Raw genomic sequence first — 20,288 nt, 5'->3', positions numbered from 1 at the left:
TTTCCCCACAATAAAATTATTTAACTGCTTCTTCAGCTGTCTTTAAAAGCCCGCGCATATAGTCAATAGCTTCTACAACTTGTGTACCAGGATTATCAAACAATTCTGCTGGTAAAATAATAATCTGTTTATTCTTTACTGCATCTAAGTTTTTCCACGCTGTATTTTCTTTCAATTGTTTTTCAAAACCTTCTTTTACTGTTGCTGGATTGGCGTGCGTAATTAGCATAATTATTTTTGGGTTACGTTCAACAATTTTCTCAACACTTAATGTTGCGTATGTTGGAAACTTATCTGTCGCTGGTAAATCAGCTGCTATATTTTTACCACCTGCCTTATTTAAAATATCTCCGTATAGTGAATTATCAAGCGCGGCTAAATATGTACCTGGTGCACCGTAAACAATGAGAGCATCTAACGTTGATTTTGTTGAGCCTTTTGCAATTTCCTCATCAATTTGTCCAACTAACTTCTCCGCTTTTGCTGTGTTATTAAATAATGCTCCATATTTTGTAATCGTCTTTTTTATATCATCTACTGAATTCATATTTGAGTACACAATTTTCGTACCTGTAGCTTCTACCGTTTTAGCGAACTGCTGGAAGCTAAGTGGCACAATAAGTATTTCCGCATTCAATGCAGCAATTTGCTCAAATGATGGTTCATGTGGGTTACCTATCTCTTGAATAGCTTTTACTTCTGCCTTCATATCGGATGTAATCGTTGGTCGACCAGTAACGTTTGCACCTAATGCAAGCAAAATATTCATCATTCCTGGATTTAATGTAGCAACTGAACTCGGTATTGCTTCAAATTCATGCTTATTTCCAAGGTCATCTATTAATGTTACCGCCCCCCCTGTTTCAACTTGTTGTTCCATTTCTATTTTATCTGTTGAAGCACCCACATCTGCTGGTTTACTTTCCTCTCCACATGCTGTTAATACTAATGCTAACGCACCTACTAATAGAAATTTAAACTTCTTCATGGTAACTACCAACCCTTTCTTTTTTTAAAAATCAAATTGAAATTGATAATCATTCTCATACAGTTGTTTATGATTCTATTTGAAATAAAAATAATTGTCAACAAACGTTTTTAATGTTATTTTTTAAAATTTTTTATTGCATAGCCAATTAATGTATGTTTTAATTGATAATGAAAATCAATATCAATTAAAAATGTCATAAAGGGGTCAATATAATAGATGATTACAGTAACTAACCGTTTTTTAGTAAAAAAAGGTTTTGCTCATAAAATGGCACCATTATTTATATCTGATAAAAATTTATTGAACTGGGAAGGGTTTAATAAAGTTGAAGTGAACGTTTGCTCTGAACCAGAAGATCACGATGAAATGAACGTTATGATGTTCTGGGATACAGTCGAGCAATTCAAAGCATGGCGCGAATCAGATGACTTTAAAAATTTACACCGTCGTGAAGAGATTGGTAACAAAGAAAACAATGAGTCTTCCCCAATAATGGGTAACCGGGTTGTTATTTCAGAAATTGCTGCAACTTTAGTAAAGTAGCAGCAATTTCTGTACAAGGATTTCTTAAAAGGATAAAGATGTGCCAGCTCCCTCTTCCATCTGTAAGATTAACATTACACATATCAGTAAAAATACAAGAATAATAACTATACGTTCTTAGACGTTTTTCATCGAGTTTACAGCCTGGCATTTCAAACTCGCATCGTTTAAGAACGTTTTTTAAATTATTTTATAAAACCTCCACAATAATTTATTGTGGATCCCTCTTCTAAGACAACAGTTTTTATGAACTATTTTCAAAATAAATCACCGTATTTCTACTTTTGCAGTTAATATTGGCCAAATTTTATGTTTAGAACGCTTCCCTTAACATTCGCATGTCTTCACTATAAGATTAGCCTAGAAAAGTAAACGCTTGTTTTAGGCAAACTAAAAAAATCGGATGTATAAATGTTTAAAAAATGCAATTCAATTTCTACTTGAATTGCATTTTTTTATTGGATGAGGCGACCCCCTTCGGCAATAGCTCAAGCTGAAAACCTCATAGAAGCACATGATATAGTCACCTCATCCAACTGTTAGAGGAGTTTATGGGATAGTAATAGTATCTTGCTTTAATTATTAATCAATTAAATTGACTAAATCTAGTGATCGTTTTAAAACCTTCGCCATTTGAGCACGTGTTAAATTACTTTCTGGATTTAAATAGCCATTAGACCCTGTCATAATGTCTAGTGCCTGTAATTCCGATACGGCTTGCTTTGAGTAGTCAACTACTTGATTAGCATCTTTGTAGGATAAGGCATTTTTATCAACCGTTACTTTATAGCCTTTATATTCAAGCATGCGTAAAATCATTGCCGCTGCTTGCTGACGTGTAATATTTGCTGTTGGGTTAAATGTTGTGGCATTTACACCTGTTACAATACCTACCTCTGCAAGTGCTTGTACTTCATTTTCAAACCACTGACCTTTAACATCTTTAAACGCGGTTGCTTTAGCAGATTGAATATTTAAAGCTCGAGCGACCATTACTGCAAATTGTGCACGAGTTATATTTTTATTTGGACTAAATGTTGTAGCTGTTGTACCTGTTGAAATTCCAGCAGCGTATAAAGCTAAAATTTCATCTTTGCTGAATATATTACCAATATCTGTAAAAGGATTTTTAATATTATCCGTTTTCTCTGTATTATTAGAGTTTGTTGTTTCTTCCTCTAAAGCTGGCACATCAAACGTAAAGAATAATGTGTACGCCCCATAACCTAAACTACCTGAATCTACAAATATTTTCGTTACGCCATTGCGATCTTGAATTAATGGTAAACGTACAACACGTACTTGATCCATTTTTTCGCCTGTAGAACTTATCACTTCGATTTTTTGTTGCTTACCATTTTCATCAATATAAGCAAGTGTTTCAAAACCATAAGCTTTACCAATTAGTGTCATTTCAATATAACGTTTACCGTCAAGTGTTACTAATTCAGCTTTCGTGAAGTATGGTGCTAAATAGTTTGTAATAAAATCAGCCATATTACCGTTTGGATCAGCCACCATTTTATACGTAATGGACTGACGAGTATTCTTTTCATTTGTCTTTGTTGTCGTTGCTGATACATTTGTGGAAATCGTCTTATCCGCCGTTATTGCTTCAAAAACAAGATTATCTAGTGTAGCAATTTCAAATGAAAGTGTTGTTGTTTTTGCAGTTGCAATCGGTACTAATGAAGCTACTTTATTCGACCATTTTGCAATTTCTTTACCGTTTTGTTTGACAATAAAATTTTGTAAGTTATTTTCAATATTTAATGAAAGCATAACTTTATATTTGTTATTTTCAAATACTGTTTTTGCTTTTTGTAGGAAGACAGCTATCTCTTTTGTATTGTTTGCAAATTCAAATTTAACTACTCCCTCTTGACTAAAGTTCCCTGTAGTACTTGTATTTGTTCCGCTATTAGTTGAACTACCATTTGTTGAACCACTATTAGTTGAACCACCTGTACTTGGGAATGTTGTACTATCATTAATCTTTGAAAGTGACGCTTCTTCAAATTTTAATAGAATATTATAGTCATGATGATAGTTAAGATCCGCAATATCGACTTTTACCCACGCATTTTGAAGAGTAGCTAAATTCGATACTGTAAATTGCACTACTCGTACATCATTTGTATCGCTAATTGTACTAGGTGTTGCACCATTCACTGTAAATCCAGTAATCCATGAACTATTTTTTAGTGTTAATTGAACTTGATAGGAAGAGCCATTTTTCACTACATATGCTTGATTATCAACATATGTGTTCATAATAGAGCTACCCGTACCTGATTCATTTAAGAACGTAAAGTTCACTGTATACAGCCCATTAGTTGATTGTTCATTGTTTTCAGTGTTAGAATTGTTATTGCCACCGGTATTTGAATTATTATTGTTCTCCCCAGAACCTGATTCACTGCCGTTGGTATTTCCTTCCGAACTATTCTCCTCTTGCTTAGCAATCTCACCCGTTAATAGTACTTTTTCAACTGTCGTACTCATTGTGGATGCATTCCCATTTCGCTCAGTTGTTGACGTGAATGCTAAATTTTCTAATGAATCTACTGTAAATTTAATGACATTTTTCGTGTCCCCTGCTGTCCATTCTGCAATCATTTTATTTCCTTGTTTTACAGAAAAGCCCTTCGTTGTACCATTTACAACTAAATTAATTGTTACAGCAATTTTATTGTCTGCTGTTTTTGTAGCATATGCTTGTCCTAAAAGGGATGCGATTATTGTATGAGCAGGTGCACCAGAGCTAACAGGTGTCAGTCCAAACTCAATTACTTGATTGTTCGAGTTGAAATGCTCAGGTAAATATACAATTTGTTCTTTTACCGGTGCAAAATCAAACGTAAACGGTGTTGCTGGATACTTGTCACCTGACATAATCACTGTAGCCTTTAAATCAGCATCTAATTTTACCTTTATAACACGTACTAATGAATTGCCTTCTCCTTCAGAGCTTACGATTTTTACGTCTTCTCCGTTTTCACTGCCTACTTTTAGTGTCGTAAATGCATATGTGTGACCTGTTAGTTTAATATAGGCATATTTTTCTTCACCAATTGTCGCTAAATCAGCATAATTAATATAACTTTTAAAATACGTATCATATGTTTTATTATTTGTTAAAAATGTAAAAGGAACGTTTTTTGTAATAATTTCATCTTTGTTATCTTCTGGTTGTTCTGTTGCTTCATCACATACACGATTAACTTCCGTAACATCAGCAATTTTTAAATACACTATATAGTCATGATCATACGATAGCATTGGAATATAAACATCAACCCATGCCTTTATTGTTTGCTCATATTGATCGACTACGAATGTGTAAATATCGTTACCATTAGTGTCTGTTGTTTTTTCAATAGCTTTTTTTAATTCTCCGCCAGATTCTACTTTAAAATCCTGGTACCACGCTGTATATGCTTGTGGCACAGTAATGTCTACTGTAAATTGACCATCTTTTTGTTGAACAGTAGCTTCTTTTTGAACATAGCTATTCATCATTGAATCTGCTGTTTGCTGTTCGTTGAGCATTTTGATATTTGCCGAATAGTCAACTACGCAGCTAGATCCGGTATTCTCTTCCGCCTTTACTTCCATTCCCAAGCCAGGTAATACTGCACCTAACATCAACACTATCATTGCTACATATTGTAAAAATTTCTTCAATACTCTAACCTCCTGAGTTTTTTAATTATTTCAACCTATCCTAAGCGTTATTACCTCCTTTTGTATAAACAATTTAACTAGTACTACCACAAACCCAAATGATTCCCATTCTCAATTAAAATTAAAAGAAAAACATCTATTAATTACATGGATGTTAGTGAGTAAATCTACCTTTTTAATTGATTATGATTCTCATTCTCACCAATTATAACTCACAAACTATTATTGTCAAGAAAGTTAAAATATGTTTTGTTATTTTATTTTGTGTAAATAATGCTAAATAACATACTGTCATTGAAATATTTACTGTAAATTTAAAAGGATTAAAAATTTACCTTCATTAACTCTAAGAAGCTGCTAATCTGTCTCATATAATTTTCCTAAATGCTTAATGGAATCATATATGTACCAACACTTTCATGCGTTTGAATAATCACTTCTACACCATACACTTCTTTCATCCGTTCTGCTGTTACGGTTTCTATAGGTGCACCTTCGCATAATATTTTACCGTCTTTCATCAAAATAATATGATCGCTATATTTTATTGCTTGATTAATATCATGCAACACCATCACAATTGTTAGAGCATGTTCTTTGTTCAATTTCTTCACTAACTCCATTAATTCTATTTGATAAAAAATATCTAAATATGTTGTTGGCTCATCTAAACAAAGAATGGATGATTTTTGAGCAAGTGCCATGGCAATCCAAACACGTTGACGTTCACCACCCGATAATGCATCCAATTTACATGTACGTTTCTGTGTTAAATTTGTTGCTGCCAGTGCCCAATTGACTGCCGCCTCATCTTCTTCAACATTTCTTTTCATTAATTGTTGATGGGGTACCCGTCCATAAGCAACTAGTTTTTCAATCGTGATATCTTGCGGCACTGAATTTTGCTGATAAACAATGGCTAGTTTTTTCGCAAATTCCTTGGCCTTGTATGTCATTATATCCTTCTGTTCTAACGTTACTGATCCTTGTTGCGGCATATTATTACGTGAAATAACACTTAATAATGTTGTTTTTCCACAACCATTCGGGCCAATAATCGTCGTGATTTTTCCCTTTTCAATAGTTGTCGTAACCCCATCTAAATGATTTTGCTTCTGATCATAAGATAGTTTAATTTGAGAAACGTTCAATACACTCACCTCTCTTTACTTATCTTTTCGAATTAAGAAGATTAAAAATGGTCCACCGATTATCGCCATGATTGTGGATGCTGGTATTTCCAGTGGCGCAACTAATATTCTACCTAATGTATCGGCAGTTAAAATTAGCAGGGCACCAGCTAATGCCGAGAATGGTATTAACCATTTATGATCTGATCCTACTAACCTTCTTGAAATATGCGGTACTAATAAACCGACAAATGCAATAACACCAGCTGTAGCAGTTGAAATAGCCGCTAGTAATACCGCTATCGCTGCAATAAATAGTCGTGCACGTGTTACATTAAAGCCTAGACTCTTGGCCGTTTTATCTTGTAAAGCCAATAAATTGCACCAAGAGGCTATTAGAAGAGCAGCTAGTAAACCAATCAAACCGTAAAATGAAATTAAACGTACATCACTCCAAGTTCGCATCGATAAATTAGAGCCACCTACACCGCCAACCATCACATTCATATAGCTACATAGCGTAACAAAGGCTTCTGTTAGACCCGTAAACATCGCATTAATCGCAATACCCACTAAAATTATTTTCAAAGGATTTAATCCTGATTTCCAGGACAACATAAATACTAAAAAGCAAGCAAAGGCTCCTCCAAAAAAAGCTAATAATGGCGTAAAGAAAAACATCATTGGAAATAATGTAATGATTAATAATTGTACAAATGATGCTCCTGCTGAGATGCCAATTACACCTGCATCGGCTAATGGATTACGCATAACTGCCTGCAATAATACGCCGGAAATGGATAAAGATGCTCCTGCAAATAAAGCAACAATAATCCGTGGAAATCGTAAATCTTTAATGACTGTGTAATTTGAGTTTTCTTCCCCAAAAAGAGCCCTAATAAACTCCATCGTATCCATTTTAATAGAGCCAGTAATGGCTGAATATATAATAACGACTAAAAGTAATAGACTTACAACTAAAAAACTACTTATTTTTTTATTCATCTCAGTCCTCTACATTTCTCATTATGGATACATAATGTTAATTAATTCTTCTAGCGCTTGAGGTACTGCAAGCGTTGCTGTTGTACCAAATAACGGTTCATCTAAATCATAAACACGTCCATTTTTTACTGCGTCAAAATGCTTCCAAATATCATTCGTAGTAAATTCCTCATTAAACATTTCCACAACTTGTTCAGGCAGACCATGTGCCAGACGAATAATAATATCTGGATTGCTTTGTTGTAAAAATTCCGTATTAGACGGTAAATATTCCGGTTCTTGCCCGCTCATCACATTTTGACCTCCAGCCAATCTCACTAAGTCTCCAATATATGAATTTTCTGTTGCCACCAAATAGCTACCTGGAATGCCTAATAAAATCAGCACCTTTGGTGATTCATTTAATTCCGCCTTCATTGAAATGGCTGTAATCTTTCCTTCTAGCTCCGTCACTAGCTTCATGGCCTCTTCTGTCCGTTTATATTTTTCTCCAATTTCTAAAATAGCAGCTTTCATACTATCAATACTCTGTAAATTCACATATGAAGCATTAATACCAACTTCATCAAATGTCTTTTTCAAATCTGCCTCCAACGTAGTCACTGAGAAAACCTCTGTTGGATTCAAGGATTTTACAATTTCCATATCAGGTGACATCGGACTACCAACCTCGGGTAAACCCTCATATCGTTTAGGTAAATCATATATCGTCGTAGGAATAGCGACGGCATCTAAATTTAGTGCATCTAGAATATGAGCAACTGCAACTGTCGTTGGAATAATTCGATTTTCATCTTGAACAGTTGTCTTATTTTCATCCTTTTTTTCTTTTACCTTATTTTCATTTTCCTTAATTGAATTAGTACATGCTGAAAGAACGACAAAAATAATACATAGCACCACCATATGTAACTTTCTACTATTTACTTTTGTTTCTTTTATCATGTCCATTCACTCCTTTTAAAAAGCACCCTACTCCTACCTGAGTGAAGTAGATGAGGGTGCTTCCGAAATATTTCAATGGATTTCTTCCTTCATGCGTTTTTTAAAATTAAATAGGATAAATCCACTGACACAGAACAATAAAAGTATACCTATTGGAAAAGCATCACTTGTTTGTGGATTTACTTCTTTTTCTTTAACTGACGAAATATCTGTTTTACCAGTATTATCTGTTTTTTTAGTCATGTTAGTGTTATTTTGTACTGTTGTAGCTGCTACTGCACTACCATCTTCATTTTTCAATGATGCCGCATCCCATACAAAATCTACTGTATATTCATGATGATAATTTAAGTCATCAATGTCCACCTTCATCGTAACAGCAGTTTTTGATGTATAAGCAGGTAATGCAAATTGGACGATACGTGTATCCTCTGCCTTATTTTCGCTGACGACTTTATTACCGCCTGTACTTGATTCAAATTTCGTTATCCACGCACTTTTTTTCATCTTCAGTTGTACAACCGAAGTACCATTCTGAACGATAATTGTTGCAGGCTTCAAAAAGTAATCATTTGCCATCGAAGCAGATGAAGAATCTGGTTTATTCACTTGGTAATTGATTGTATATTTCCCATCTGCAAGCGCAGCAGAAGCATTTAAATTAGGTGTAACGAAAATTGTTAAAAATGCGACTAACATTACTGAAATTAACCTTTTGATAGTAAAACCCCCTTTCAATTGATAATCATTATCAACACTATGCATATAAAAAGGGATATTAGAAAATATCCCTTTTTATTATTCTGCGTGTTCGACATATTAATCATGATAATGATAATCATTATCACTAATTGAATGATATTATGTATACATTAATTTGTCAATACTAATACAAAATAGATTATTTTTCCTAAACAATTTTAAAAGTTAAGTAAGAATCAAAAAGTCTATGAAGCAATGAAAACAGATTGATAAGAAAAAAATCTCTATTTTTATGAAAAAAGTGGTGTCTCAAAATAAAACTTCCATTGACATATTTTAAAATTGATTATCTCTTGTTTTTTCGGGTCATCTCCTGCTGTAGCTCGATTAAGGAATGTGCTTTTAATTCGTGCAGTGTTACTAGAATTAGATGAATCGAATATGGAGTCTTTTATCAGTTATAAAAAATCAATAATAAAGAAACGGATTTGGAAGTTATGCAATTCCAAATCCGTTAAAAAGTTCATTATGTTTTTATTTCATTGTAGCTGCTTGAATTTCAAAAAAGGCCCAATGTTCTTTTGGTATATCCTTGAAGATTGGTTCTGAATCTAAAGTTGGTATTGGACGATTAAAAATTCGATTTAATACCTTTACTGCTTGGGCACGTGTTAGCTTTTCATCTGGGCTAAATTGTCCATTTCCAGAACCTACCATGATCTCCATCTCACTAATAGCCTCTATTGCCTGGGCAGCCCAATGCGTAGAAGCTACATCATGGTATTTCTTATCACCTATCTTTAGATTGCAATAAGGAGTAGCAGTCGTCTCCTCTGAGCATTGCTTATTAAGCCAACGCATAGCAATAACTGCCATTTGAGCTCTTGTTATTTCATCATTGGGGCCAAAAGAATGATCTTGTCGTCCCTCCATGATTCCTTGTGTACGGATATACTCAATATCATGTTTAGCCCATGAATGAGCTGTATCTCTATAAAAAGTTCCAGTTACTTCCGGTACATTATTATTACTCAAACTTCTTGCCAACATTGCGGCCATTTGTGAACGTGTAACACTTTCATTCGGACGGAAAGTACCATCTTCATAGCCTTGGATGTAAGGGACGGATGTTCTCTCTAGCTCTTTTTGTTCTAAATGTACTAAAGAAAAAGTAGAGAAATGCTGTACATCAAAAATGATACCTGTCTGCCCTTTATTGAATTCTACCAATCTTCCAGACAATAATTCCGATGTACCATTACTATGTTCTACATAAACCCTTATATTTCTTTCTTGCACGGATGTCAGGTTCTTTGGCAGTGGTAGTAGCAATGACACTTGACGATTTTGCAAGTTCGTTTCAATTGTTAATGGTTGGCTGATAACTTTCACTTTCGTACCTTTTGTTAATCCCAATGCCCTTTCACGCTCTTCAATATCTTCCTGTGAGATTGTACTCTTAATCGGTACAATTCGGAAATAAATATCCTCGTTGAAATCTGACATTGAATTATATGGAATTTCGATTTTAACATTCCTCATATCTATCCCAAAGCTAGATTTTCCTTCTACTAATAGTTTAGCTGCCTCTTTAGCAAGTATCACCTTTGTTTCACTTGCAGATGGTTCCATATTTGGTATGACAATTCGAGATTGTTTTTCTTCCAGCTTCACTAATTTCCGAAGAAACTCTTGTGCATTGGCAATTGAAAACGCTACCGTATCTTGTATCTCACCGTTGATATATAGACGTGTTAACACTGTTTGAAGAAGAACCTCGTTTGGCTTATTCGGATCTACAACATTCACCTTTACTTGATTACTTGGCAGACCTGGTTCAGGTGCTGGACTTGGAGTGGACGATCCTCCATCTCCCGGTACAATGTTTTTTGTCCATACAGCATACAACATCAAATTCACTTTCCCCATTTGAATGGTTTGCCCCTCTTTGTAAGTAACACCTTTTCCATCAGACCTTGTATTCCATCCTATTAATGTATAGCCGACTTTCATTAAATTACCTGTATTGCCTATAACTTTAATTAATTCGTGAGCAATATACTGCTTCGAATCAATTGGCACTTTACCTCCTTCAGCTCCGTTACCGTCATACGTAACTGTATATGTTGGCAGTGCGCCCGTTGTAAAATTCCAGGTAGTATTATCAGTAATACCTTCATACACATTACCCGCTAAATCAGTAAAGGCACCTGCATCAATTTGAATACTGTAAGCTGTATTTTGGGTTAATTCTAATGTAGGATTAATTGTCACGGATTCATTAATAATAGAGACGTTTGCTTGCGTAACTTCAATTGTTTCAACAACTTGATTGTCTGAACTATTACGAATGACAATATTTCTATTCGTTACAGGTAAAACCTTTTCATTAAATGTTAATACGAGATTTTCTGTAAACTGTACATCCATTGCTTGATGTATTGGGAAATAAGCTGTTACTTCTGGAGATTTTTTATCAAATATCACAATTGATCCTGAAGAAACCTCCGTTACTTGTATGCCTTCATGCCCCATTAAATCCCGATAATCAATTGCAAAGCTAATTGGTCCCTCTGTGTCCCCAGATTTCAGTGTATAGCTTGCTTGCCAAGTTTTAGCATCTCCATCACCTTTATCGGTTATGATGGCTGTTTGTCCGAGAATCGTTACATTGGGTGATTGAATATCCTCACTTGTCACAAAATCTATTGTGATAATATCATCTACCTTCGCGACTAATGGATTGGCATTATTAGATGCCATTGTCACCTGCTGAACAGTTGGCTTCCTACTATCAACTATGACATAGCTTCCATCAGTTACATCAGTGACCTCTGTTGCTGGAGTGCCTAGTAAATCTTTGAAATTTATGGTAAAGGGTGTTGTCCCCTCCATATCTCCATTTGTTACCATATATGTTGCTTGCCAGTTTGTTGCAGCTCCATTGACAGTTGCGGCTTTTCCTGCAATCTTAACTGTAGGTGCTTGAATACTTTTATCTGTCTTAATTGTTAATGTAATAGTATCCCCTATCTTGGCCTTTGTCGGATCATGATTATTCGACTTAATCGTCACCTCTACAGCTTGTGGCATCGTTTTATCAATCACAAATGAAACTGTTGTTGTATTACCTGCGTTATCTGTTGCTACCAAAGTATAATTTCCAGATGTACTTACAATGCTTCCACTTGTAAAGAGAGCACCATTTAATGTCGCTGTTCCTTCACTGAAACTAATTGTTACGTCTGTATTATAAACACCGTTATTTGTCACTCCTGTTATGGTAGGAGGGGTCGTATCTAACACAATTGTATTTGATAATGTATTCGATATATTGCCAGCAGTATCCCTTAGTTGCATATAAACGGTTTTACTACCTTCACCAGGTGACAATGTCCAATTTCTTGGAGATAAACGCGGCTCCCAACCGGACCAAGTAGTACCATCATTTGACAAGCGCATTTCTATCGCTTCTCCTTCTAAATCACTTGCAGTCATTGTTAAAGTAACATTAGTAGTATTTGTATAGCCTGCTCCACCATTAATCATAATAGTGCCTGTTGGGGCATGATTTTTAGTAATGTGAATTGTAAATTCCTTATCAAACGTATTACCAGCAGCATCTGTTACTCTTATCGTAATCTTATAACTATTTTTCGTATCATAGGCAAACGGGGCATTTGTCTTTAATACATTTCCATCAATTGTAAAGAAGCTTATATCCCCAGATTGCAGTGAATACGTAAAAGTTTGTGCACTTCCTGAGTCTGTTGCCGTCATTGTTCCAACAGTTGTACCAATGGGCTTCTTTTCTTCTATAGTAGTATTACTGAGTTCAATATTCGTAGGTGGTGTACTATCATAGATTATTTGATATTCCGCAGATGCTTTATTCAATGCGCCACTGCTATTAGCAACTACATTTTCAGGAATTTTAATTTTCACTGCTCCATCCACATTTGGTGATATTTGGGCAGTATATGTGGCACCACTTCCTGTGATAGATAGAATAGTTCCATTTGTAACAGTTATATCTCCAGCCGCTAAACCAGTCACTGGCTCACTGAAAACAATCGTTATAGAAATTGGATTGCTATTTGTTGGGCTAGATATAGTTGTTGGAATGGTCACGGAAGGACGTGCATTAACGACTAGATTCATTGTATAGACAGTGCTATAGTCAATACCGTCACTTACCTTAAATGTAAAAGATGCAGAAGAGCCATTTTCCGTCATATATTTTAATTTACCCACATCTAAGTCAGCTTTACTTATTGTCTCACCATTTGCAATAGCTTCCCCTGCCTCAAATTGCTGATTATTATTGTTATCGAGAAAGAGTTGTCCGCTATTAGGAATTGTAGAGATTTGAATCTGTTTCAAAGTATCTCCAGCATCTGCATCATTAAAAATGAAGGAAGTACTATCAAATGTATACATTTGCCCCTCGTTTACATTTACGATTCCATTACTAGATGTCGGTGGGTTATTGGGAGGATTATTATTTGGTATATCTATCGTAAATTCCGTAAACGTTAAATCCCACAACCCCGCCTGTACAGTATTGATAAATTGCACACTTGCAGTAATGATAAAAGAGTTAATACCCTCAATATTAATAGGTATATCATAAATAGGGTCATGCCTTGCAATTGTCTTAAAAACAACTGGATTCCCTTTTGGATTTCCTGCTTCATCATACCCTTGAATCGTCAGAGACAAGGCATCATTTTCGGCATGTGAATTGATAGTATTAATCTTTAACGTTTTTAAATCAAAGACACCACCTGAAAAACTTTCACCTGCAGAGATTCTAATCGATTTTGGTGTTGAATATTCATCTGCATTAAAATAATAGCCAGCTGGAAATTGTGCATCATTACTATACGTGAATAAATGAATACCATCATTCCCTGCAATGCCAGACACTTCAAATCCGTTCGTTGTATCACTTAGCCAATTTGCTTGTGTTAAATCTTGAACACAAGTTGGATAATTAGACGTTCCACAATTAGCCGCCTCTGCTTTTAAAGGGGCAACAAACAATATGACTGTCAATTGACTATAAACTACTAACATAAAACACAAGGTTATGGCTATTATCTTTTTCCCCATTCTCTACACTACTCCTTTATAATTGTTTCACATCCTTCATTTCATTCATTCTTAACTCCTTGGAGGCCATTCTCCAGCTAAGCAAATGATAAAGTTCAACCCAAGATATGGTTGCATATTATTATGTGGTTGATTCCCACCCACTACATCTATTGCCAATAAACTCATTTGTGTATTTACTTGTGTCGCATAGACAGGGACAGAGCCTCTTCCCTGTTGCTCTGTCCATATTGCTCCAGTTGGGTCATTATTTGAAGTTTGAACATTGTTACAAGCAGCTATATGATGATGACTAGGCATTTGAGTTGTTAATAGCGTAACAGTAGCTTCACCCCCTGATGCTCCAACACTCCTCGGTGTTAATCCAGCTCCTGTTCCTTGATGAAGCGCTGCCCTACCATTTAGATTCGGTAAAGCAAAGGTGGTCCTTCCATCTCCTCCATAATTTGCACCTAAAATGGCAAATAACGCTGTATTGGAAGTAATTGATAAGAGCTGACCATTACATAAAGCCCAATCTTTTGGTGCGAAATTACCGCCAAATATTCTGATTTCTCCAATATAGGCTTCTGACATTTTCCTGCATCTCCTTTTTTCTTAATTTCTTGATGGATAAATTCCAACTAGAGCCATACAATAATTTGCCACACTGTAAGGCTGCATATTTTGATGGGGCAGTGAACTTCCTGATGTTGACAATGCTTGTGTGTTCATATAAGTATTCAGTTGATTATCAGAATAGATATTATTAGTGGATGCCCCCCATACATTACCCGCAGCCGCTTTCACCGTAGCACTGTCCAAGCTACCGTTGACTGCATGTGTATGAGCTGGCATTTCGTTTATAGTTAATACATGTGTCTCTTCTCCCGCCTTTTGTCCTAGTGAGACACCGTTACCTACATGAACGGGAACTCTCCCCCTTAAATCAGGCAATGCAAATGTCGTTCTGCCATCGCCACCATAAGTTGTTCCCAATATGGAATATAGGGCTTGGTTTGTATTAATTGGCAAAACTCGACCATCGCATAATGCCCATCCTCTTGGGACCCTTCCAAAGCTAAATAATCTGATTTCACCTACATATGGCTCACTCATCTTTTCATTCCTCCTAATCAAAATGATGGGTATATACCGTAAAGAGCGATAATAAAACTAATTGTCAGAAACGGCATTACATTGTCATGAGGAGTATTTCCTCCAACACTTGAAACGACTGTTGCATTCATTGTGCTATTTGCTGGTTGTGTTGAATATTGTATATTTTTTGCCCAAACAGCTTTTTCAGGACTCAGTGTTGTACCTTCAAGTGAGAAAGCATTTACTTGATGCGTATGAGCTGGAAGCTGTGAAGTGTTTAAAGTGACAGTTTCCACCCCTCCTATTTGACCTATCACATAGTTCGTACCAGTTGCTTGATTCTGTCCTTGATGGACAACTACTCTACTTTGAAAATTTGGTAACGCGAATGTCGTTTGTCCATTCCCGCCATAAGTTGTACCAATTAAGGAATAAAGTACTTCATTTTCTGCAATGGATATGAGTTGCCCATTGCACAATGCCCAGCCATCTGGAGCATAATTACCTGCAAACATTCGAATTTCTCCAACATATGGATCCATTTAAAACACCTTCCTTTAATGATGTATCTCTTACACTAAATTAATGTAGAAAGGTTAAAATCAGGTTAAAAAAATGGCATTAAATGAAAATAATATATTTTACCTAGAATGAATTTCAATCTTTTCAATTTTAGCTACTCATTAAAATCAATAGAAAGAAATCAAATAAACAATCTCATTTTACTATTGCATATGCTGTAGCAAAGGTAGGTAATCAGAATCCAGAAGATAGACCACATGTAATGAAGTGAAGTATAAATATAAGAAAAACAAAAGGAGACCGTTTAATTAACACGAACGGTCTCCTTCATTGTATGTTGCCTCTTGTCCTACTTATTTATCTAGAGGTTAATTCTACGATTTGCGATACAGCAATTTAATCCATTTACTGCCCATTCAGTTAGCCGTGAACCATTTTCTCAAATATTGAATTCGGACTAATGACAAACATTAGATCCTCTGTAGCATTTGATGCCGTTTATTTAGACTCAATACCGCCAGTGTTTACAGCAACTTTAGGCTCAACCAACATAATATGGCATTCCTTTTCAGCGAAAGGCTTTTGCTCTGCTCCTCCCGGAACAATAAACATCTCTCCCTTAGAAATTTTTACCTGGCCATCACGAAAAGCAATGAACATTTCTCCTTCTAGCACAATAAATACCTTATCGGCACCTTGATGCTCGTGCCATATAAAATCTCCATCAATCTTAATTAGTTTGAATTGAAAGTCGTTTATTTCACCTACAACTTTCGGAGACCAGAGCTCATTTATTTGAGACAAATTTTCTTTTATATTTATAACTTGGTAGGGCATAACCATCTCTCCTTATCATCTATTGACCTTCTTAACACTGTTTGTTTCTCGAATTAAATTCTTCGTTTTATTGTTTTTGCAGGGCATTTGTTATATTTTGCAAAGCGTATTCAATAGCTAATGGACCACCAGTAATAGCGGAAGTATCCATTAAATGAATATTCCCTTTTTTTACGGCGTTCATATTATTCCATACATTACTTTGTTGTAATTCACTCATTAATGTTTCCTTTTTTGTAATGTCACCTATAAGGAAAATATGGTCTGCTTGAATTGTTGAAATTCCTTCGAATGCAGTAAACTGATTATTTTTTCCTTTAAATGTGATATCTGGTGTAAGCCCCAATCCCTTTTCTTTATCAAACGCAAGAATATATACAGGATTTTCTTCACCTAGAACATTAAAAGTTTTTCCATCCCAAGACAACACAAGTGCTACTGACTCTCCTTGAATCGACTTTAATGCTTCACGACCAATTGTAATTTCTTGCATCATTTTATCAATTACTTTTTCCGCTTCGTCTTCCTTTCCAATAATCTCGGCTACTGTACGAAGGCCATATTGCCAGTCATCATAGATGTCCTTAGATTTCAGCGTAATGACTGGCGCAACTTTTTCTAGTGACTCATATAATTTTTCATGATGTTCCGTTGCTAAAATATAATCAGGCTCAGTCGATAAAATTTTTTCAATACTAGGAGACAATTTATCTCCTAATTCTTCAGTTGAATCTAGCTTTCCATTTAAATAAGATAAAGAAGATAGATACTCTTTGTCAGTAGAAGCTGTAGGCGGCTCACCTAATGCAACTAGTATTTCAGGATAAAAATACCATAGGGAAACTATTTTTTCTGGTTTTTTCTCGATAACAATTTCTTTACCTAAAGCATCCTTAATGGTTCTTGGCCAATGAGTTGCATCTGCATTAACCGCAGAGGTAGAAGTGTCTTCTGTAGCTACGCCTTTCTTTTCAACTGATGTTTCATTGCAACCTGCTAGTATGCCTGCTAATAATAGCGTTGAGAATAATAGTCCTTTGATCTTGTGCATCCGAAATTCCTCCAACAAATTATCTTTGATACGCTATTAGTATAGTAAAGGAATTTTCGGATTTGAATGGATGCTTGTTGAAATTAGCATGGATTATTGATGAACTTCTCTCGATATTCAGTAGGAGAAAGACCAAATTGTTTCTTAAACACTCTACTAAAATAAAAGGGATCAGCAATTCCAACAGTTTGCGCAATATATTGTACAGGCGCATCACTTGTAAAAAGCATTTTTTGCGCCATGTTGATACGATATTTTAATAAATATTCTGCTGGTCCCATACCTGCATGTTTTCTAAATACATAAGAAAGTCGATTTCGATTCACGTTATATTGTTCTGCAAGCAAGGGGATTGTAAGGCTTTGATGATAGTATTCATGAATATAAGAAGATACCCGTTCGAATAAAGTATGTGATTCACAGCTATTTTGCCTATTAGCAACACATAATAAGGCTTCATTCAGTACATCGCGAAACAGCATTTCGGTCTGAAACATTGAAATACCTCCGCGCTGATTATACACATGCCAAAGACGCATAAGTAATTCAATAAGACGAGGAGATTGTCCAGTCGATAATTCAAAATGCTGATGAGAAAAACTGGACTCTTGTAGTTCTGAGTTACATATTCGGTATAAAACAAGAATATATTCCCAGTTCGCATTATCAAAATTTTTTTGATCTAGTTTCATTTTTGCACCACCATGCACAACTTTTCCTGGTGAAAAGATATAAGGCGTGCCATTAAATTGAAATTGTATTTTCCCTGTAAGTGGAAAAATAAATCCAGGAAAGGAATCTGTATAATCAGCGTACGGCACACCTAAATAACTCGTATATCGATATATTCCTTCTACTTGGAAAGGAATATGTGCTAAATGTTCTGCTAACTGATTCACATCGATTTTCAAATTGCATACCTCGTTTCAAAATTGTTTACTAGTAATGGCTTTTGACAACAAATAGCATGGACCCCTCAACAAGCTACTGCTCAAAGTAAGTTTCAGTGGCATCGAGAACTGATTTTAAGGATTCCATAATCAATCGGCGGGTTGAGTCATCTCAGCCAAATTACTGATCATGTTTAGCCCCTGAAATGCGAAAAGGTGGGCATGATGACTTTCGTCTATCCCCACCTTATCGATAATGATTATCATTGTCAATTTGAAATAGAACCACCCATCTACTAATTGGTGGCTTGCACTACGCATGAAAAACTCGGAAACTGAGCCATGTCTAAAGAATTTTGAAAGGTCCGCTAATTGCCCTTAGTTTTCGCACACCGCTATAGTGGCTTTTTTGTTAAACCTTATTGTAAACTTAATAGCTTTTTATCATTTTATATATTCTTCTTCTCCTTCTTTTGTTTTCTTACTCAAAATTAACTCCTTACAAATCATCTCTATTTCTTGTGAAAAAGATTTTATTTGAAAGGCATCAGAAAAGATTTTATGCTTAGATGAAGCCACAACTTGTTGTAGTTTTTCTTCATAGGTTTGTACAAAATAATCAAGCGTCGGGCTTTTCAATTTCAGGGCATGCGCAATCCCTTGAATGATTTTCATACGGAAATAGTCCTCTTTTGGCATTCTAGGAATATCCCATTCTCCATCAAGATTTTTATAAATACCTCTAAAAGGAACGGCAGAAAAATCAAAGTATCTTCCTTCTTTATTTGGTATAGAAAATGGATCAATTAATAAGGATGCATAACGAATATAGAGCAGATATTCTTGATGTATAGATTCGAGTTTATTAAAATTCTCTATTTCTTGTCCGTCTATACTTGCTGGCTGCAATGGATAATTATCGTCTACCATAAATTTTAATAGATTGAGAGGTTGAATATCGAAGTGTTTCACAATTTCCATCATTTCTTTCCAATAATTTAATAGATGCCGAATTATTGTATAAGTAATAGGACCCTCAGGATAAAGCTTATACACATACTTTGTTATACTATCCTCATCAAATATTGCCTTTAATGAAAAATCATTCATAAATAAGGGAGGATGTACGTATAAAGAAATATTTCTTGTTTCTGCCTCAAGGGGAGAAGCTAATTTTTTTAAATGAATCCCTAAATGATGAAATAATTCAGATAATTTATCTAGTCTATGTGATTTTGAGTAAGTTGAACCTACATAAACTGTTTTCTTCACTCCTGTTGTCAATACTTCATTTGATGGTATTCCATCTATCCATCTAGTATCCCCATAATATGTTGAAAAACTAATAATCTCTGCCTGAGGAGTTAGATTCTTTAGGAAATTTGCTATTAAATGACTAGAACCAAATGTAGGTGACATTAATATATAGCAGCTAGCCTGCTTCAACACTTTCGTATCAATTTGTGCTAATACTGAAAGATAAGAGTCTGTAGTAACACAAAGAACTACGGTATCCCAATTTCCAGATATTTTATGATAACCCTTAAAAAACGCATCAATCGTACATTTTCCCGCAACAGCCTGATGTTGTGTATTTTGAATAAATACTTTGAGTGCAAGTTGTTGCTGAACGATCGTGTCAAAGAAAATGTTGGAGCGTAAAGATTCTCGACCTGCAATAGCTACTTTACTATTACAATAATTTTTGAAATTCACAGCTAATTGAATTACTGTAGGCCCTGTTCCTAACAGTAATACTTTATTAAAATAAGACATAGTCTTCTCCTCAC

At 35.2% G+C, this 20,288-nt stretch carries 15 protein-coding genes; 1 reads left to right on the top strand and 14 read right to left on the bottom strand.

What is annotated here, in order from left to right; genetic code table 11:
- Positions 1–16: 16 nt before the first annotated feature.
- Positions 17–988: an ABC transporter substrate-binding protein gene (locus NV349_RS06700; protein WP_271912683.1), complete on the bottom strand. Its 972-nt coding sequence runs from the start codon at positions 986–988 to the stop codon at positions 17–19.
- Between the two features lie 219 nt (positions 989–1,207).
- Between NV349_RS06700 and NV349_RS06695 the strand changes: the two genes are divergently transcribed.
- Positions 1,208–1,534 (top strand): antibiotic biosynthesis monooxygenase, encoded by a 327-nt coding sequence (locus tag NV349_RS06695; protein WP_036127104.1) that lies wholly within the window; start codon positions 1,208–1,210, stop codon positions 1,532–1,534.
- 582 nt (positions 1,535–2,116) lie between these two features.
- Here the strand turns inward: NV349_RS06695 and NV349_RS06690 are convergent.
- The 13 genes from NV349_RS06690 to NV349_RS06630 all read right to left on the bottom strand — a co-directional run bounded on the left by NV349_RS06690 (position 2,117) and on the right by NV349_RS06630 (position 20,274).
- Positions 2,117–5,221, bottom strand: coding sequence for an NEAT domain-containing protein (locus NV349_RS06690; protein ID WP_271912682.1), 3,105 nt, complete (start codon positions 5,219–5,221; stop codon positions 2,117–2,119).
- 380 nt (positions 5,222–5,601) lie between these two features.
- Positions 5,602–6,372, bottom strand: coding sequence for an ABC transporter ATP-binding protein (locus NV349_RS06685; RefSeq protein ID WP_271912681.1), 771 nt, complete (start codon positions 6,370–6,372; stop codon positions 5,602–5,604).
- A 15-nt stretch (positions 6,373–6,387) separates the two neighbouring features.
- The gene (locus NV349_RS06680; protein WP_036127110.1) at positions 6,388–7,356 is read right to left on the bottom strand and encodes a FecCD family ABC transporter permease; all 969 of its coding nucleotides are present in this window, start codon (positions 7,354–7,356) and stop codon (positions 6,388–6,390) included.
- A 21-nt stretch (positions 7,357–7,377) separates the two neighbouring features.
- Entirely contained in the window at positions 7,378–8,301 is a 924-nt protein-coding gene (gene isdE / locus NV349_RS06675; protein ID WP_101966351.1) for a heme ABC transporter substrate-binding protein IsdE, read from the bottom strand.
- A gap of 72 nt (positions 8,302–8,373) precedes the next feature.
- Positions 8,374–9,066, bottom strand: a complete 693-nt coding sequence (isdC, locus tag NV349_RS06670) for a heme uptake protein IsdC (RefSeq protein ID WP_271912680.1) — start codon at positions 9,064–9,066, stop codon at positions 8,374–8,376.
- Between the two features lie 471 nt (positions 9,067–9,537).
- The gene (locus NV349_RS06665) at positions 9,538–14,118 is read right to left on the bottom strand and encodes an S-layer homology domain-containing protein (RefSeq protein ID WP_271912678.1); all 4,581 of its coding nucleotides are present in this window, start codon (positions 14,116–14,118) and stop codon (positions 9,538–9,540) included.
- A gap of 51 nt (positions 14,119–14,169) precedes the next feature.
- Positions 14,170–14,694 carry a phage tail protein gene (locus NV349_RS06660; RefSeq protein WP_036127114.1) on the bottom strand — a complete coding sequence of 175 codons (525 nt, stop codon included), beginning with the start codon at positions 14,692–14,694 and terminating at the stop codon, positions 14,170–14,172.
- A gap of 21 nt (positions 14,695–14,715) precedes the next feature.
- Positions 14,716–15,216, bottom strand: coding sequence for a phage tail protein (locus NV349_RS06655; protein WP_271912676.1), 501 nt, complete (start codon positions 15,214–15,216; stop codon positions 14,716–14,718).
- A 17-nt stretch (positions 15,217–15,233) separates the two neighbouring features.
- Positions 15,234–15,740 carry a phage tail protein gene (locus NV349_RS06650; protein WP_036127178.1) on the bottom strand — a complete coding sequence of 169 codons (507 nt, stop codon included), beginning with the start codon at positions 15,738–15,740 and terminating at the stop codon, positions 15,234–15,236.
- 478 nt (positions 15,741–16,218) lie between these two features.
- On the bottom strand, positions 16,219–16,557 hold the full coding sequence (locus NV349_RS06645; protein ID WP_036127180.1) for a cupin domain-containing protein: 339 nt from the start codon (positions 16,555–16,557) through the stop codon (positions 16,219–16,221).
- 67 nt (positions 16,558–16,624) lie between these two features.
- Positions 16,625–17,608 (bottom strand): iron-siderophore ABC transporter substrate-binding protein, encoded by a 984-nt coding sequence (locus NV349_RS06640; protein ID WP_036127182.1) that lies wholly within the window; start codon positions 17,606–17,608, stop codon positions 16,625–16,627.
- Positions 17,609–17,691: 83 nt separating this feature from the next.
- Positions 17,692–18,519, bottom strand: a complete 828-nt coding sequence (locus NV349_RS06635; RefSeq protein WP_271912674.1) for a helix-turn-helix transcriptional regulator — start codon at positions 18,517–18,519, stop codon at positions 17,692–17,694.
- Between the two features lie 423 nt (positions 18,520–18,942).
- Complete coding sequence (locus NV349_RS06630; protein WP_036127187.1) at positions 18,943–20,274, bottom strand: opine metallophore biosynthesis dehydrogenase; 1,332 nt, start codon at positions 20,272–20,274, stop codon at positions 18,943–18,945.
- Between the last annotated feature and the right edge of the window lie 14 nt (positions 20,275–20,288).

It is taken from the genome of Lysinibacillus sp. OF-1 (genome assembly GCF_028356935.1).
Classification (GTDB): domain Bacteria; phylum Bacillota; class Bacilli; order Bacillales_A; family Planococcaceae; genus Lysinibacillus; species Lysinibacillus fusiformis_D.
The sequence above is the reverse complement of the archived record's forward strand: the minus strand, read 5'-3'. Positions and strand labels throughout refer to the sequence as shown.

What these genes read in the sequence shown, in the direction of transcription:
- NV349_RS06650 (WP_036127178.1), bottom strand. Translation starts at nt 15,740, where the DNA reads ATGGATCCATATGTTGGAGAAATTCGAATGTTTGCAGGTAATTATGCT.
- NV349_RS06680 (WP_036127110.1), bottom strand. Translation starts at nt 7,356, where the DNA reads ATGAATAAAAAAATAAGTAGTTTTTTAGTTGTAAGTCTATTACTTTTA.
- NV349_RS06695 (WP_036127104.1), top strand. Translation starts at nt 1,208, where the DNA reads ATGATTACAGTAACTAACCGTTTTTTAGTAAAAAAAGGTTTTGCTCAT.
- NV349_RS06630 (WP_036127187.1), bottom strand. Translation starts at nt 20,274, where the DNA reads ATGTCTTATTTTAATAAAGTATTACTGTTAGGAACAGGGCCTACAGTA.
- isdE (WP_101966351.1), bottom strand. Translation starts at nt 8,301, where the DNA reads ATGATAAAAGAAACAAAAGTAAATAGTAGAAAGTTACATATGGTGGTG.
- NV349_RS06645 (WP_036127180.1), bottom strand. Translation starts at nt 16,557, where the DNA reads ATGCCCTACCAAGTTATAAATATAAAAGAAAATTTGTCTCAAATAAAT.
- isdC (WP_271912680.1), bottom strand. Translation starts at nt 9,066, where the DNA reads ATGCATAGTGTTGATAATGATTATCAATTGAAAGGGGGTTTTACTATC.
- NV349_RS06700 (WP_271912683.1), bottom strand. Translation starts at nt 988, where the DNA reads ATGAAGAAGTTTAAATTTCTATTAGTAGGTGCGTTAGCATTAGTATTA.
- NV349_RS06640 (WP_036127182.1), bottom strand. Translation starts at nt 17,608, where the DNA reads ATGCACAAGATCAAAGGACTATTATTCTCAACGCTATTATTAGCAGGC.
- NV349_RS06660 (WP_036127114.1), bottom strand. Translation starts at nt 14,694, where the DNA reads ATGTCAGAAGCCTATATTGGAGAAATCAGAATATTTGGCGGTAATTTC.
- NV349_RS06665 (WP_271912678.1), bottom strand. Translation starts at nt 14,118, where the DNA reads ATGGGGAAAAAGATAATAGCCATAACCTTGTGTTTTATGTTAGTAGTT.
- NV349_RS06655 (WP_271912676.1), bottom strand. Translation starts at nt 15,216, where the DNA reads ATGAGTGAGCCATATGTAGGTGAAATCAGATTATTTAGCTTTGGAAGG.